This is a genomic window from Rhodopirellula islandica (assembly GCF_001027925.1).
In the GTDB taxonomy this organism is placed as follows: domain Bacteria; phylum Planctomycetota; class Planctomycetia; order Pirellulales; family Pirellulaceae; genus Rhodopirellula; species Rhodopirellula islandica.
The window spans coordinates 162978-177889 of sequence record NZ_LECT01000016.1 but is presented as its reverse complement, the minus strand read 5'-3'; the positions used below and the strand labels follow the sequence as shown (position 1 = coordinate 177889).

13 protein-coding genes are annotated in these 14912 nt (G+C 58.2%); 3 read left to right on the top strand and 10 right to left on the bottom strand.

What is annotated here, in order from left to right:
• Positions 1–813 precede the first annotated feature (813 nt).
• From fba to RISK_RS07740, 3 genes are all read right to left on the bottom strand, one after another.
• Positions 814–1824 (bottom strand): class II fructose-bisphosphate aldolase, encoded by a 1011-nt coding sequence (gene fba, locus RISK_RS07750; RefSeq protein WP_047813693.1) that lies wholly within the window; start codon positions 1822–1824, stop codon positions 814–816.
• 147 nt (positions 1825–1971) lie between these two features.
• Positions 1972–2595: a superoxide dismutase gene (locus tag RISK_RS07745; RefSeq protein WP_047813692.1), complete on the bottom strand. Its 624-nt coding sequence runs from the start codon at positions 2593–2595 to the stop codon at positions 1972–1974.
• An 85-nt stretch (positions 2596–2680) separates the two neighbouring features.
• Entirely contained in the window at positions 2681–3430 is a 750-nt protein-coding gene (locus RISK_RS07740) for a response regulator transcription factor (RefSeq protein WP_047813691.1), read from the bottom strand.
• Positions 3431–4365: 935 nt separating this feature from the next.
• Here RISK_RS07740 and RISK_RS07735 point away from each other — a divergent pair.
• Positions 4366–5682 carry a citrate synthase gene (locus tag RISK_RS07735; RefSeq protein WP_047813690.1) on the top strand — a complete coding sequence of 439 codons (1317 nt, stop codon included), beginning with the start codon at positions 4366–4368 and terminating at the stop codon, positions 5680–5682.
• A gap of 8 nt (positions 5683–5690) precedes the next feature.
• Here RISK_RS07735 and RISK_RS07730 read toward each other — a convergent pair whose 3' ends face one another.
• From RISK_RS07730 to RISK_RS07705, 6 genes are all read right to left on the bottom strand, one after another.
• A complete protein-coding gene (locus tag RISK_RS07730; protein WP_236696127.1) occupies positions 5691–6137 on the bottom strand; it encodes a hypothetical protein in 447 nt (148 codons plus the stop codon).
• Positions 6138–6168: 31 nt separating this feature from the next.
• Positions 6169–6339 (bottom strand): hypothetical protein, encoded by a 171-nt coding sequence (locus RISK_RS07725; protein WP_236696126.1) that lies wholly within the window; start codon positions 6337–6339, stop codon positions 6169–6171.
• A 1064-nt stretch (positions 6340–7403) separates the two neighbouring features.
• The gene (locus tag RISK_RS07720) at positions 7404–8738 is read right to left on the bottom strand and encodes a beta-ketoacyl-[acyl-carrier-protein] synthase family protein (RefSeq protein ID WP_047813688.1); all 1335 of its coding nucleotides are present in this window, start codon (positions 8736–8738) and stop codon (positions 7404–7406) included.
• Positions 8739–8997: 259 nt separating this feature from the next.
• Positions 8998–10329, bottom strand: coding sequence for a hypothetical protein (locus tag RISK_RS07715; RefSeq protein WP_047813687.1), 1332 nt, complete (start codon positions 10327–10329; stop codon positions 8998–9000).
• Between the two features lie 144 nt (positions 10330–10473).
• Entirely contained in the window at positions 10474–10815 is a 342-nt protein-coding gene (locus RISK_RS07710) for a hypothetical protein (RefSeq protein ID WP_047813686.1), read from the bottom strand.
• Positions 10812–11165, bottom strand: a complete 354-nt coding sequence (locus RISK_RS07705; protein ID WP_047813685.1) for a 4a-hydroxytetrahydrobiopterin dehydratase — start codon at positions 11163–11165, stop codon at positions 10812–10814. The genes RISK_RS07710 and RISK_RS07705 overlap by 4 nt, the downstream gene beginning before the upstream one ends.
• A 90-nt stretch (positions 11166–11255) precedes the next feature.
• Between RISK_RS07705 and RISK_RS07700 the strand changes: the two genes are divergently transcribed.
• Both RISK_RS07700 and RISK_RS07695 read left to right on the top strand, forming a co-directional pair.
• Positions 11256–11945, top strand: a complete 690-nt coding sequence (locus RISK_RS07700) for an RNA polymerase sigma factor (protein WP_047813684.1) — start codon at positions 11256–11258, stop codon at positions 11943–11945.
• A 400-nt stretch (positions 11946–12345) separates the two neighbouring features.
• A complete protein-coding gene (locus RISK_RS07695) occupies positions 12346–13272 on the top strand; it encodes a YihY/virulence factor BrkB family protein (RefSeq protein ID WP_047813683.1) in 927 nt (308 codons plus the stop codon).
• Between the two features lie 424 nt (positions 13273–13696).
• On the opposite strand, the gene RISK_RS07690 is transcribed toward RISK_RS07695, so the two are convergent.
• Entirely contained in the window at positions 13697–14881 is a 1185-nt protein-coding gene (locus RISK_RS07690) for an App1 family protein (protein ID WP_047813682.1), read from the bottom strand.
• Positions 14882–14912 lie beyond the last annotated feature (31 nt).

Genomic DNA, 14912 nt, shown 5'->3' with positions numbered 1-14912 from the left:
GGAGACCTTGGCAAGTTTCGATGCACCGGCGGCCGACGCCGGAGTAGTGAATTCGCGTCCTGTGAAGATTCGCGAGCTAGCTGTTGCTTGCCCGGCAGTCAGCGTGTTATTCCGTGAGGGATTTTAGATGGTAGCCGTTGGTCGCGGAACGGACCGGCGGAACATGGGAAGACACCATTGCAGCCGACCCCGAAAGGGTGTCGCGGAATTCAGCATGGGCGATGGGCGATCGCGTTTGGGGGCGGGCTGGGAGGTTTGCAACACGGCTTCGGTGGTGTTCGCTTTGCTCGTCCGTTGGTTGGTTTTTTTCATGCCTTCGGCGTGAAGGGCTGGTGGGCATCCATTGCTTGGTGGTCTGTTCCAGGGCTGGTGTGGCGCAACTCGTCTCGCTTTTGGTTGTGCGGGGAGATCGAAAGTCTTGACGACTTTCGCTACGGCTGTGACCTTCTGCTTTGGGGGCGTGAGAGATTGCTCGTCCGTGGCGTTGTGACTGGTCCAAGAACGCATGAAAAAAGCCTGGAGCGGAGGGTTCCGTTCCAGGCTTTTGATTCGATGCGTTTCGCAGATGGAGCGATCGGCCGATCGGGGTTCGCCCGTGGCTGCAGGAGACGAACCGGACGCGAGCGCGTTGCGGCTGATTCAATCCACAGGCGGCTAAACAGGTCGGTATTTGGACTGTTTCGGTAAGCGTCGTTGCTCCCACGTCCAACCGGGGCTAACGCCCAAACGGCTCACATGATGATGCCCGATCATTCCTGCCGACCTGCTTAACGCCCAGGCGGTTCACAGGTCTTCTCGATCACTCCCAACTGCTTAGAGAGTCGCACGCAGTTTGGCACCGTTGCCGGCTTGGCCGAAGGCGGTCATGCGAGCGACGCAGACAGCTTTCATGGCAGCGCGGGCTGGTTTCAGGTACGCACGTGGGTCGAAGGCGGCTTTGTCTTCGGTCAAGACTTTGCGGATCGCACCGGTGATGGCCATGCGGCAGTCGGTGTCGACGTTGATCTTGCGAACACCGCTCTTGATACCACGTTGGATTTCTTCGACGGGCACACCGTAAGTTTGCTTCATCTCACCACCGTACTGGTTGATGATGTCTTGCAATTCTTGTGGCACGCTGCTGCTGCCGTGCATGACCAAGTGCGTGTTGGGGAGCTTGGCGTGGATGGCTTCGATGCGATCCATGGCCAAAACTTCACCGGTTGGTTTCTTGGTGAACTTGTAGGCACCGTGGCTGGTTCCAATGGCAACCGCCAAGGCATCGCAGCCGGTTTCTTCGACGAAGCGTTGGGCTTCATCGGGGTCGGTCAGCAATTGGTCGTGCGTCAGTGTTCCAACGGCACCGTGACCGTCTTCTTGTTCGCCGCCGCCGTCTTCCAGCGATCCCAGGCAACCGAGTTCGCCTTCGACGCTGACGCCACGAGCGTGGGCCATTTTGACGACTTCCGCGGTGACTTTGACGTTGTAGTCGTAGTCGGCTGGGGTTTGGCCGTCAGCTTCCAGCGAACCGTCCATCATGACGCTGGTGAAGCCATTTTCGATGGCCGACAAGCAGGTCTCGGGGCTGTTGCCGTGGTCTTGGTGCATGACGATGGGAAGCTGTGGGTACAGTTCCGCTGCGGCGAGCATCAGGTGGCGAAGGTAGATGTCTTGGGTGTAAGCGCGAGCGCCACGCGAGGCTTGGATGATGACCGGCGAATCGGTTTCATCAGCAGCTTCCATGATCGCCTGGATCTGCTCCATGTTGTTGACGTTGAACGCCGCAACACCGTAATCGTTTTCGGCGGCGTGATCCAAGACAACGCGAAGGGGGACGAGTGGCATGGCGTTCAGTTCCTGAGAAGTCGTGTGTTTTTAGTGGGAAAGCCGCAATTATCTCGGTGGAACCCCATTTCGCAAGGGCATGAAAAAACCGCTCGCCCGTGGAGGGGCAAGCGGTCTGGCAAGTCAATGGAGTTGGTCGCTCAGGGGCTACTTGGCAGCCGCAAAGCGGGTGGCAACGGCATCCCAGTCGACCACGCTCCAAAATGCAGAAATGTAGTCGGGGCGACGATTTTGGTAGTGCAAGTAGTAAGCGTGCTCCCAAACGTCCAATCCCAGGATCGGCGTGCCAGCGATGCCGGCAACGGCTTCACCCATCAACGGGCTGTCTTGGTTGGCGGTGCTGCCAACTTTCAGCTTGCCGTCGGAAACGTAGAGCCAAGCCCAGCCGCTACCAAAGCGAGTGGCAGCTGCGTTGGCGAACTGTTCTTTGAAGGCATCGAACGAGCCGCAGGCTTCGTCGATGGCAGCGGCCAGGTCGCCGGAGGGGGCGCCGCCCTTGCCGGGGCCCAGGATGGTCCAGAACAACGAGTGGTTGGCGTGTCCGCCACCGTTGTTGCGAACGGCTCCGCGTTTGTCATCGGGCACAGCCGACAGGTCGGAGATGACTTCTTCGATCGACTTGGAAGCCAAGTCGGTGCCAGCCAACGCGTCGTTGGTCTTGGTCACGTAAGCATTGTGGTGCTTCGTGTGGTGGATTTCCATCGTCCGCGCGTCAATGTGCGGCTCGAGGGCGTCGTAGGCATACGGCAATTCGGGCAGCGTGAAAGCCATGGTGCTCGTGGGGGTTTGTGGTTGGCGGAAGTAAAAATTGTGATTCGCGATAGCGTACCAAGCCGTCTAGGGGCGGGCGAGCGGGTCAATTCGCGGACGTTTCCGGTTCCAATGTTTCGGGGTCGAGAACGAATCGGTAACCCGCGTCCCGCACGGTCAATAAATGAATCGGGTCAGCAGGAGACGGTTCAATGGCTTTCCGCAATCTCGCGATGAATTGATCGACCGCTCGAGTCTGCAGATTGCCGGACATTTCCCAGACCTGAGTCAACAGCTCGGAGCGGTTGATCACGCGTTCGGGATTTTCGACAAAGTACCGGAGCAAACGGAGTTCCTTCGGGGTCATTTTGATGGGCTGGCCGTCGACGGAGACTTGGTGGGTTCGAAAGTCCGCTTCCACCCGGCCGAAAGCAATGGAGTCCACGCTTTCCGACACGGGTGCGGTGCGAGTCACCGCGCCAACGGGGGCGGCTTGCAGCAAGTTTTTGACGCGGCTGATCAGTTCGGACAAGTCAAACGGTTTGCTCATGTACTGGTTCGCACCGACGTCGAACCCGCGGGCGCGATCTTCGGACAACGTGCGAGCTGACAGCATCAGAACGGGAGTCATGTTGCCCGATTCGCGAATTTGTTCGCAAACGGTGTACCCGCTCATGCCCGGCAACATCAAATCCAACACGATCAAATCGATCGAGCTGCCGGAATGTTCGATCAGTTGCAGGGCAGAAGGGCCGTCTTCGACCAATGAAACACGGTAGTCCTCGGCTTCCAGGTTGTATTTGATGCCGACACCGAGGTGCCGCTCGTCTTCGACAACCAATATGTGAGCTCGCATCCGATCCCTTGATCCTTAGAAGGTGCTTTCGCGGGCCCGGTTCCTAGCGGGCCTGGGAAATTGTGACACGGAAAAAGGTTCCGACCAAGACGCCGGTGGCAACCTGGCCGTCGCGGTTGGAGGTCGGGCCGTTTTGCTTCACTCTCCCTTGGGGAGGGGCGGACCGCTTCGGGCCAGGGGTATTTCTTGTTCCCAGGCTCTGCCTGGGGACACAACGTCTTGGAGGCTCCGCCTCCCGGTTGTTTCTCAGCAGGCGGAGCCTGCCGTGCATTGCGTACCCAGGCAGAGCCTGGGTACGAGGAGCGTGCGGTGCCTCCCACTTGCGAAAGCCGCCTGTGAACGAGCGGCTTTCCTTTCTTTCTTGTTCCAGGCTCTGCCTGGGAACACACTGTCTTGGAGGCTCTGCCTCCCGGTTGTTTCTCAGCAGGCGGAGCCTGCTGTGCATCGCGTTCCCAGGCAGAGCCTGGGTACGAGGAGCGTGCGTGGCTCCCACTTGCGAAAGCCGCCTGTGAACGAGCGGCTTTCCTTTCTTTCTTGTTCCCAGGCTCTGCCTGGGAACACACTGTCTTGGAGGCTCTGCCTCCCGGTTGTGTCTCAGCAGGCGGAGCCTGCCGTGCATTGCGTTCCCAGGCAGAGCCTGGGAACGAGGAAAAGGCTCATCAATCAAAACGGCGTTTCGGGAGCGGTGCATCAGGCGGAAACCGCTGAAAAGCGGCTTCGATCAACTGCATGACCTCGATTCGGCTCCCAATCCGGAGACTTGATGCAACCGGGAGACGTTGCCGGCTCAAAAACTCCAGGGGGGGTGAAAACGGTGGTTCTTGGCGGTCGATGTGGGGGTCCGCTGATTGTCGCTCGCAGGACGCAGGGCTACACTACGTCTGTCGCCCCCAAGACGTCCCGCCCACTCGTAAATTGCATCCAATAGATCGCCCATGAGCTCCTCCTCCAGTTTGGAAATTCAACGAGCCGACACTGTCCGAGTCCAATTCGGGGAAACCAACCTTGAGTTGCCTTTGTTGGAAGGTTCCGAAGGTGAACAGGCGATTGATGTCAGTCGTCTGCGTGCCGACACCGGCGTGATCACTTTGGACGACGGGTTCGTCAACACCGGCAGCACTCGCAGTGCCATCACGTTTTTGGACGGTGAAAAGGGCATCCTGCGTTATCGCGGTTATCCAATCGAAGAACTGGCCAAGAGTTGCGATTTCGTCGAGGTCGCCTACTTGCTGATCTTTGGTGATTTGCCCAGCAAGGACGAAATCGAAACATTCCGTTCGGGCATTCGTGAACACACGATGATTCACGAGGACATGCGGTCGTTCTACAACGGCTTCCCTCGCGATGCTCACCCGATGGCGATCCTCAGCAGTGTGGTGGGAGCGTTGTCGACGTTCTACCAGGACTCGATGGATCTGAATGACCCTCGCCAGGTCGAGATCTCGATGTATCGATTGATCGCGAAATTGCCCACGATCGCAGCTTACAGCTACAAAAAATCGATGGGCCAACCGTTCATGTACCCCAAGAACGAGTTGGATTATTGCGAGAATTTCTTGTACATGATGTTCGCGACGCCGACCTCGGATTACCTGGTCGATCCTGATTTCGCGGAAGCACTGAACTTGCTGTTCATCGTGCACGCTGACCACGAGCAGAACTGCAGCACCTCGACCGTTCGCATGGTTGGCAGCAGCAACGCCAACCTGTTCGCATCGATCTCCGCCGGCATTGGTGCCTTGTGGGGACCGTTGCATGGCGGTGCCAACGAAGCCTGCGTCAACATGCTGGAGCAAATCGCAGCGGATGGCGGCAACGTTCAGAAATACGTCGACATGGCGAAAGACAAAACGAACGACTTCCGCATCATGGGCTTCGGTCACCGCGTTTATAAAAACTCGGATCCCCGAGCGACCATCATCCGAGCCAGCTGTGACAAATTGCTGGCCAAGTTGAATCTGGATGATCCCTTGTTCGAGGTCGCTCAGAAGTTGGAAGAAGTGGCGCTCAAAGACGAATACTTCATCGAGCGGAAGCTTTACCCGAACGTTGATTTCTATTCTGGCGTGATTTACCGAGCGCTTGGGATTCCCATCCAGATGTTCACCGTTCTATTCGCGATCGGTCGACTCCCTGGTTGGTTGGCTCATTGGCGTGAAATGCACTCCAACCCAGCCTCGCGAATCAATCGCCCGCGTCAGATCTACACGGGTGCGACAAAGCGAGACGTGGTGCCCGTCGACCAACGCTGATTGTCGGTCTAAGCGAACGAGACGTCTTTTGTGTAGAGGTCCAGCATTTGACCTTGGACCTTGACGGCCCGAAGCAGCGTCCAAAGTTGGTCCGGGGAGAACTCGACCGGGCCGTCGTTCATCAGGGTGTCCAATTCGTGTGAGACGGCCGCGTGTTGGTCGGTGGCCGCTTCGAATCGAAAGCTGACGTTTTGCCAGACGGAGTTTAGAACTGCCGGGTCGTCCAGCCGCGAAGGATTGACCTCTTGATTGAGGATCATCAAGCACAGGCGCGCGACGTCCGTCGGCGACAGTTCGGGTCGCAGTTGCGAGACTTTCTCAGCGAGTTCGTGGCACTTCATAATGAAGCCTACGTCATCGTTGCACAGCGTTTCAGGAAAACTGTCTGAAAAGTTGACCCAATCAGCCAGGTTCGGATTCGTGACCGTGTGTTGTGCGAGCGATCGGAGGCTCACGCGGGCAGAATCGTTCGTGGTCCAGCCTGAATCAGTCCAGTGGCGTCGTGTCAGGCTCGATCTTCAACCCGCTCAGGACTTCGTTGAGTTTCGCTTCGAGGTCATCGAGCTGAGCGAGCACATCGTCTTGGCGACGTTCCAGCTCTTCCAGCAACATTCCAGGTGCTTCTGCGTCTGATTCAGCAAGCGAATGTGGCAACATCAAGTGAATTCCGGTTGGAGACGAGCACGATCAACGTGTTCTGGTGCGATCCATCACGCAAAGATTCCAGCGACGCAATGCGTGCGAGATGACCTCCGCTGTTGCTGATCGATCGGCTGATTCTGCACCGATTTGCACTGACGATTCGGTCGTGACGGTCGGTCCGGTGAAGCAAGGGCTGCCGGTCCAATCGCCTGTTCCGGTCTGGTAAACCTTGCCGGCTCATTGGCAGGCGAAAGCAATCTCCCTGGTGGGAGGCCGTGCCGTTTTCAGATGCTGCGTTTTGGCGGGTTTCTGCCTTTGAGAACCTCTCCCGAAACGAAGTTTTGGGGGGGGGCTCCGTTCAGGCATACGCGAGGGAGGGGGCCGGGTATGAGAAGCGGCGCGTGATGCCGCTCTCCCGGCAATCTCGCTGAACGCTCGATTTCCGACCCCTCCCGTTGCAGCTTGTCGATTGAGTCGTCCACGAGGTTTGAACGCCGGTAGGATGGGCACTCTTGCCTTTTTGTACCCCACATTTTCTGGGTGCCGTTTGCGTTGTAAATACAGGCGTTTTGAAGCCAAACATCCCTTGCCCAAGAACCATTAAGCAGGTACGCAGGTGTCATCGGGTATGTGAGCCGTTGGCGTTAGCCACGGTTTTCACGCACAACCGGGGCTAACGCCCAAACGGCTCACATGATTGTGCTTGATCATTCCTGCCGACCTGCTTCGTGTTCGATCAGCGGAGATGAGTGTTCCCTTGGCCGCTCTGGCGGAACACTAATCCACTCTGATCGGACACTAATCTTTGGTGTTTCGAGATGTGGGGTATAAAAAGGCAAGAGTGCCCATCCTACTTGCGTTGATGACTCAATCGATAAGGCTTGACGCTTCGGGGGGCATTTCGACGGCCTTGGAAGGCCATCGTACGGCGAGCACGAGCTAGAAGCTAGAAGCTAACAGTGAGGGTCGACCGTAGTGGACGAGGCCACGAGTCCTTGGATTTGACGCCAGTTCAGGACTCGTGGCCTCGTCCACTACCTTAAAAACAAGTCCTGACAGCCTGCTAGAAGCTAGAAGCTCTAACGCGGCTTTGAGATCCAGACCGCGGAGGTTTGTCCCTGCGGCGTGATGTTGAGGTTGATGAAGTTGGTCCCGGCGGGTTGGTCGTTGGACGTGACCGCTGCGATCAGGCAGTTGGGGTCGAGTTCGTTCAGGTTGCGGATTGGGAACAGCTCGCTGCTGAGGCTTTGCAGGCTGGCGATCATTTCGACCATGCCGCTGCCGGCACCGATGTTGCCGAGGTGGCCTTTGGCGGTGGTCACCGGCGGTTGATCGCCGGGGAATCCAAACACGTCGGCGATCGCACCTGCTTCGCAGATGTCGGTGTCGACATCGGAGAGTCCGTGAGCATGGATGTGTCCCACGTCAACTTTGCCTTCCGCAGGTGCGAACCCGTTCTGGCGGCCGGCTTGGAGGACTCCGCGAAGCACGTTGGCAAATCCTTTTCGCATCGGTTGGTCGCCTGCGGCGGGGCCAACGGCGCTGGAGCTGCAAGCGATGACTTCGCCGTAGATGGTCGCACCGCGTTTTTCAGCGTGTTCCAACGATTCACACAGGAATGCGCCAGCGCCTTCGCCGACGACGCTGCCGTCACGGCTGGTGTCGAACGGGCGTGACATGCGGCTGGGGTCTTCCGTGTCCGCGGCCAATTTCTCTTGCATGGACGCGTGCAGCGTTCGCAGTGTGTGAACGCGAGACCCGGTGGCACCGACCACCAAGGCGTCGGCGTGGCCACGTGAGATGGTGGAGACGGCTTCGGACAAAGCTGCACCAGCCGACGCTTCGCGAAGCGTGATCGAGTTGTTGGGGCCGCGAAGGTCGTTGTAGATCGCGATGTGCGAGGCGGGCATGTTGGGCAGGTACTTCAGCAACCACAGCGGGTTGACTTTGGGCAGGCCCAGGTCGCCCCATTTGGTGAAGTCGAATTCGCCATCGGTCGTGCAGGCTGCGATTCCTTCGGCGTATTCTTCGGGCAAGGACATGATGTAGTCGCAGCCGTAGACGACGCCGGTGCGATCGCGATTGAAGTCGTCTGGGTTGTGGCCGCCGTGATGCAGTGCCAGCTGGGCTGCCGCAACGCCCATTTCGATTTCGCGGCACATCACTTTGCTGCCTTTGCGAATCGTTCGTTGGAGCGTTTTTTCCAGCGGCCCGTAATCGCTGATGTGGCCCGTGAAGGCACTGGCTTCGGCGCCGTTGCTGATGGGCAAGGCATCGGTTGGGATCTGGGTGAACGGAGCGATGCCGCTCTGGCCTTCTCGCAAACCGTTGAGCAGATCTTCGGGAGTGTTACCGAGCGGACTGATCACGCCGATGCCGGTGATCACGACGCGTTGGGCGGAGGTAGCTGGCATGGACGATGGCTAACGGGATTGGTTCGTACCCAGTCACGTCTGACCGGATGGAAACGAAGCAGGAAAGGTGGACTTGGAGGGCCGGCGAAGATAGCAAATCCGCTCGCGAAGCGGGAGCCGGACTGTGACCGGGAACGTCAGAGCCCACTGCGGACCCGCAAAACGCGGGTGAGAGTGGGCTGGTGAGATGGTTGTTTCCCCGGCCGAGGGGTGTCGGGTCGACGAATGCCGGGGCGAGGGTGCTGCGATTGCATGCGAATCAATATCGGCCGCGATTGGGAGCTGAAACGCGAGATCCGATTTGTGGCACCAGAGGCGTGGTGGTCAGGTTGTCGGAGGCACGCCCGCGAAATTCGACAAACATCAAGGCGTCAGATCGGCCGGCGGTGGTTCCCGTGATCGAGCTGAAATTGAACAGTGGCACGCTGGATTGCGGGCGTTCGGGGCTGGCCACAACACCGCAGGAAAGCAGCAGGACCATGTCCGATGGCCAACGGAAACGTTCGTGCAAACGCCAGCTGACCAGTTGAGGGACTTCGATTTTCGTCCGGTGGACCTGGTTGTTGGGAAGCGGCAGGTCGAGCTCAACGGGCACGAACTTGTCGACTTGATCGATGTTGGCGTTGATCACGCAGTCCAGCGTGCGTCCGTCGACGCTGAGCAGCGGGCTGACTTCGATTTGAAATCCTTCTTGGATCTCGCCGGTCTCGGGTTCGTACGGTGGCCAGTTGGCGGGCGATGGTTTGACGTTCAGGACGTAGTTGCGTCCGCGTGTGCTGGCGAGTTTTTCGGTTTGACCGTTGTTGGTGATCAAATCCACGGCTTGGACTTCGCGAACATCCGTTCGAGAGCGAAGCATGTTCATGACCAAGGCAGCGTTTTCTTTGGTCAGCAACCAGGCTTGCAGGCCTGGGGATTGCACATTGACGTGTTGCATCAGCATGTGAGCGTTGCTGCGCCAGTTGGGGTTGCCAACCGTCATCAGTCGCAGGTTCATGACTTGCGGTTCTTTGTCGCCCGCCACGAAGCGCTCGACGATGCCGCCGATGACTTGGTGCATTTCGTTGGTGTGGTAGACGTTCAGTTGGTCTCGGTCGGCGCTCATGAAACCAAACGGTTCGGTGTGCCAGACGTCGGTCCCAGTTTCTCGAACGATCCAGTCAACAACGGCTTGGTGAGGCCGGTCGTGTTTGGTCAGGTAGCCGGTGTAGGGGCTGAGGTCGTAAACCCGGTGTTCTTGGCCGGCTTCGCGAGGCAGTTGGCCGCCTTGGGAGAGCTGCCCGCCGGAGGCGCCCGCTGGCAATGCGTTGCGATTGGCGGTTGTTTGGGGGGGAGTTTGGAGGCTAGGAGGCGTGTTGGCTGCGGTTGGTCCCGCGGCTCGTGGCGTGAAGCCTTGCGGGGCAGCCTGTGCTTCTGAGGTCGAAGGTCCTCGAGCCACTGAATTGGACGGGAGAGCGAAACCACCTTGAGCGTGAACGTGATCGCTGAGCGCGGCGGAACCGACAGCGAACAGGCAGGCGGAGGCGAGTCCGCGAACGATTCGCGAGCGAAGGTAGAAAGGGAGAGTTCCCGGGAGGGTTGCTTGAGCCATGGCGGGTCGCAATTGAAAAGACGGGCATTGTTCGTGTGCGGCCCATGGGACCGCTTGCGAACATGCCTATACAGCAATCGGGAGGTGGGCAACAAGTCCGAAAGAATTGCGTGATGGGCAGGAAAAGTCGTGCGACAGACGGATTCAGCCCTCGAACACCGCCTCTTTGATGTTCCGCACGAGGGCTTGGCGAGTCAGTGAAATCGCTCGAATCGAGTCCACTTGGACGCCCAGTTGTTGCCCGAGTTTGATCGCCAGGTCGACGTCGCGAACCCCATGATATTGGTTGACGACACGGCGCCCGGATTCGGGATCGGGGACGGAGATCGTTTGATCGCGAAAGCGGTAGCTGGTTTCGAAGGCATCGGCCAGCTCGTCGATCCAGGCTTGGGGGACCCGGCGGAGTTGGCAGTGTGCGACGCTCCAGAGATCATCGCCGTTGCACTCGTCCAGCAGCGCCAGGGCGCGGTCGTGGGACACAATCATGAGAGGATTTGGTCGATGCGAGCCGCCATGACAAAGTCGTTTTCACTGAGTCCACCGATGGCATGTGTGGTCAGGACCACGCGCAGGTGGCGATACCCAGTCAAATGCAGGTCCGGGTGGTGTTGTTCTGATTCGGCCAAGTCCGCAATGGCATTGAGGTGCCGAACCGCCGTGCGAAAGTCCCCGGTGTTGAGTTGGCGGGCGATTTGCAGCCCGTCATTTTCCAGCGACCAGTCCGGCAGATCGGTCAAGTATCGCTGAGCGGATTCGGCAGAGACACGATCGATCCCGCCCTCGCAGGGCACGCAGTGACGATCTTTCCAGTCGGGTGTGGAGGTGGATTCATTCATGGGCCCGATTTTACATTTCAGGGAATGTGTTTCGTAGGTGCAAAAGTTGGGTTGATCGACGCATTTGCGAATTGCCGTTAACCTGTGGTCATGAATGCATCTGCTGATTCCCCGTCCGCCGACAACGATCCCGACCGCGAAGAGGAAATTCGGCTGATCGGTTCGATTCGTGAGGGGGACCAGCAGGCGTGGCAACAATTGATCGACCGGTATGAGGGGCGCCTGCTGGCGTTTGCTCGCCGGCGTCTGGGGGACATGGCGACCAGCGAAGATGTGGTGCAAGAAACGTTTGTTGGGTTTCTGGTTTCACTGCCCAACTACGATTCGCGGCGAAAGCTGGAGAGCTATCTGTTCTCGATTTGCAGTTACAAGTTGACTGATCATTTGCGGCAGAGCGGTCGCCGTCCGGAGTTGCCGTTGCTGGGGCGAGGCAGTTCATCAGGATCGGGCAGTGGTGACAACGTGGAAGCCAGCGGAGTTCGTTTGGCGAGTTCGATTTGTCGAAGCGCGGAGCGTCGCGAACTGGAGCAGCACCTGGTGAGAGAAGTCGTCCAAGAGCAAATTGTGAATTGGCAATCGCGTGGCAACTTTGAAAAGCTCAAAGCGATTGAGCTGTTGTTTGTGCTGGGACGAGGCAATCGCGAAGTGGCGGAAAAGCTGCATTTGACGCAGCAACAGGTCGCGAACTTGAAAAGCGATTTTCTGACTCGGATTGCGGCCGTCATCAAACGAAAAGATTTGGACCTGGACGTGTTTCCAGAACTTCGCGAGAACGCTTGAGCGTCGGTACGGATCGGCAACCGATTCGTCTAAGCAGGGACGCAGGAATGGTTGGGTCTAAATGAGTGAGCCGTTTTGGCGTTCGCCTGGGCTGTTCAATCTTTGGGGGTGCAGCGCTTCTGGTGTGCGCAAGTTCCTGTCTCGCATCGACAAGACACCTCTCCCTCAGCTTCGTCGGGGGAGAGGTAACAGGCAAGAAACTGTCCACGAAAACGCTGTGTCAACACCAACGATTGAACAGCCCAGCGTTAGCCCCGGTTGTGCGTGGGAACCGTGGCTAACGCCAAGCGGCTCACATACCCGATGACACCTGCCTACCTGCTTAGCAGCCAATCGGCACATCGATTGCTCATGAGAGGAAAGCACACAGTTGTGTTCCTTTCAATCAAGCGGTGGAGTTGTGGGTTTTCTCAAGCAGACGTTTTCGGAATTTTCAAAGGATCGCTGCAGCACGTTGGCGGCGGCTTTGGCGTACTACACCGCGTTTGCTCTGCCACCGCTGTTGTATCTGATGTTGACCCTGCTGACGTTTGGTCTGTCGGTGATGTACGACAGCGAACAGGCGACCGACAAGGCTCAAGGCATTTTGCAATCACAAGCCTCGCAGATGATCGGCAATCCCGCAGCGGTGGACCAGATTGAAACGATCATGAACAACCACGAGCAAGCCTCAGGGAAGTGGTGGAAAACCCTGCTCAGTTTTGCTGGGATTTTGGTGGGGGCAACGGGAGTCGTCTCGGCATTGCAGGGGGCGCTGAACCAGGTTTGGGAGGTCAAACCGGATCCAGAAACCAGTGGCATCAAGGACATGCTCGCCAAGCGATTCTTGTCCTTTGGAATGATCCTGGGGCTGGGTTTTTTGATGCTGGTTTCGCTGGTTGTTTCTTCGGTTTTGACTGCTTTGGGGGACCAGGTCGGCAGCTGGATCGGGATGTCCGAAACGGTGGCGCACCTCGCGAATTTTGGAGTGCAGGCGGTGGTGGTGTTCGTGATCTTTGCATCCATTTTTAAATTCATGCCGGACGCGGTCACCAAGTGGCGTGATGTGGCGGTCGGCGCGGCGCTCACGACCCTTCTGTTCTTGATTGGGCGGTACGCGATGCAACTGTATTTCTCGATGAGTGAACCGGGGGCCCAACTCGGGGCCGCGGCAGCGTCGCTGGCCGTGTTGTTGGTTTGGGTCTACTACACCGCAATGATTGTGTTGCTGGGGGCAGAGGCCACGCAGGTCTATGCGGTTCGCTATGGAGATGGCATCCAACCTGAATCCAAGGCGGTTCGCGTGGTGGAGCAAATCAAACGTGAGGGCGATCGCAGCCCGGCGTGATTCCAATCGATGAATCTTTCGATCGATGAGTTTGCCGTTCACAGAGTTTGCCTCTTTTTTCCGGAGGCTCTGTAGCAAGTAGCCGGCGGTCGAGCGGAGCCAACACCGCCGGAGACGCGTGGAAGGACTCCCCGGCCGCCCCCGACGGTGGTCGTGCATCGGCCAGGTTGAATTCTGTGACGCCGCTTCGGAGGCGAAACGCGACGGTGCCTTCCCTCGATCCGCAGGTGTGCTAGGCGACCTACGGATGCCGTCTAAGATCCCTCACGGGATATCGTTTTCACTGGTGGGCAATCGAGACCTGGTTGAATTGTCCACGGAGAATTCGCCCGTTGTGCATCACGCGATGCTTCGCCACGCTTGTGCGTCGGAATCGTGGCGTTCGCCAAACGGCTCACATTCCCGAAAGCTCCCGCACGCCTGTTCAAAGCAGTCCGTCTTTGCGATTTTGATCGCGCTTGGTTGCCGCAGCGATGGCAGGCAGCGCTGCCTTGGACAGCAGGCCAAGGCGTTCCGCGATGACGCTGACCTCGATGCTGTCTTTCACCAGGTGCATCGGGACGCCTGATGCGAGGCTTTGTCTGGCGAAGCGATCGACTGTTTCATCATGGTTGCTGAACGCACCCGGATCGATGTCGCGAATGAAAATGGCCTGGATGCGGTCGCCAAACTCGGCCGCCGCGGTCGCGTACAAGCGTGCATCCTCTTGGCCTGAATCCCCGACCAACACGAATGGGAGATCGGGGAAGGCGTTCATCAAGAAACGCGTTTGTTCGAGCTTGCGATCATGACCTTGCTTGATGAATTTGTCCTCATCAATCCCGAGGTCGCGGAGGAACAGGGGGCCTTGGGGGATCGCATTGTTCTGAAGAAAATCTTCCAGCAGATCGGACAGGTTCCATGGCGATGACGAGACGTAAAAGATGGGGTTCAAAGGCGGTCCAAATGGGGTCCCGTCATGTTGCATCCACTCGTAGAGAGAGGCGACCCCTTCCAACGGAGCACGCGTTCGCGCGTTTCCGAAAAATGTCAGCTTGGCCATCGTGGCGATGTCCGTGGCTCCCGTTCGAAGGATGGTGTCGTCGACATCGCTGACGACGGCGTACTTGGCCTCGACCGGAGTTTGAAGGACGTCGCAGGTGGTGAGTGAATCAAAGGGCGAGATGCGTTCGTCATCCACAATTGCAAGATGCGCCAGCGACCAGAATTCGGACGTGGTCTCGCAATCCTTTCGTGGCAGATCGAGTTGGAAGTAGCCTTCCGAATCGCTGATGGTGCGACTGGTGGAGCCCGCGAAGAAACCTTCCAGCCTGACGCCGGGAACTTCATCGCTCGCGAATCGACGCCAGGAATGCTTCAGGTTTTGCCACCACCGGTCGTTGTGAAAGTCCGGGTTCAGGGGTGGGTTGGCGAGAATTCGTCCGCGAAGATGGATGGTTTCGGCGGTCGCGAAACCGGTGTAGGCCTGGATTTGTGGGGTGACGCCTTGTCCCCAGCGGTGGCGGATACGGCGGATGGCTGAGTCCGCCACATCGTCCGCCATCGCTGCGGTGCGGGTCAGCCAGTGGCGAAGTGAGTCATGGATTGGAGGTGGAGCTGATCGGGGCATGAATGCGTGGTGAGGACGGAGTGGTTGAAAG

Excerpts from the sequence above, each read along its gene's own strand:
- RISK_RS07705 (WP_047813685.1), bottom strand. The coding sequence starts at position 11,165 with ATGAATGAATCCACCTCCACACCCGACTGGAAAGATCGTCACTGCGTG.
- RISK_RS07690 (WP_047813682.1), bottom strand. The coding sequence starts at position 14,881 with ATGCCCCGATCAGCTCCACCTCCAATCCATGACTCACTTCGCCACTGG.
- RISK_RS07745 (WP_047813692.1), bottom strand. The coding sequence starts at position 2,595 with ATGGCTTTCACGCTGCCCGAATTGCCGTATGCCTACGACGCCCTCGAG.
- RISK_RS07720 (WP_047813688.1), bottom strand. The coding sequence starts at position 8,738 with ATGCCAGCTACCTCCGCCCAACGCGTCGTGATCACCGGCATCGGCGTG.
- RISK_RS07715 (WP_047813687.1), bottom strand. The coding sequence starts at position 10,329 with ATGGCTCAAGCAACCCTCCCGGGAACTCTCCCTTTCTACCTTCGCTCG.
- RISK_RS07710 (WP_047813686.1), bottom strand. The coding sequence starts at position 10,815 with ATGATTGTGTCCCACGACCGCGCCCTGGCGCTGCTGGACGAGTGCAAC.
- RISK_RS07725 (WP_236696126.1), bottom strand. The coding sequence starts at position 6,339 with ATGTTGCCACATTCGCTTGCTGAATCAGACGCAGAAGCACCTGGAATG.
- RISK_RS07740 (WP_047813691.1), bottom strand. The coding sequence starts at position 3,430 with ATGCGAGCTCACATATTGGTTGTCGAAGACGAGCGGCACCTCGGTGTC.
- fba (WP_047813693.1), bottom strand. The coding sequence starts at position 1,824 with ATGCCACTCGTCCCCCTTCGCGTTGTCTTGGATCACGCCGCCGAAAAC.
- RISK_RS07735 (WP_047813690.1), top strand. The coding sequence starts at position 4,366 with ATGAGCTCCTCCTCCAGTTTGGAAATTCAACGAGCCGACACTGTCCGA.
- RISK_RS07700 (WP_047813684.1), top strand. The coding sequence starts at position 11,256 with ATGAATGCATCTGCTGATTCCCCGTCCGCCGACAACGATCCCGACCGC.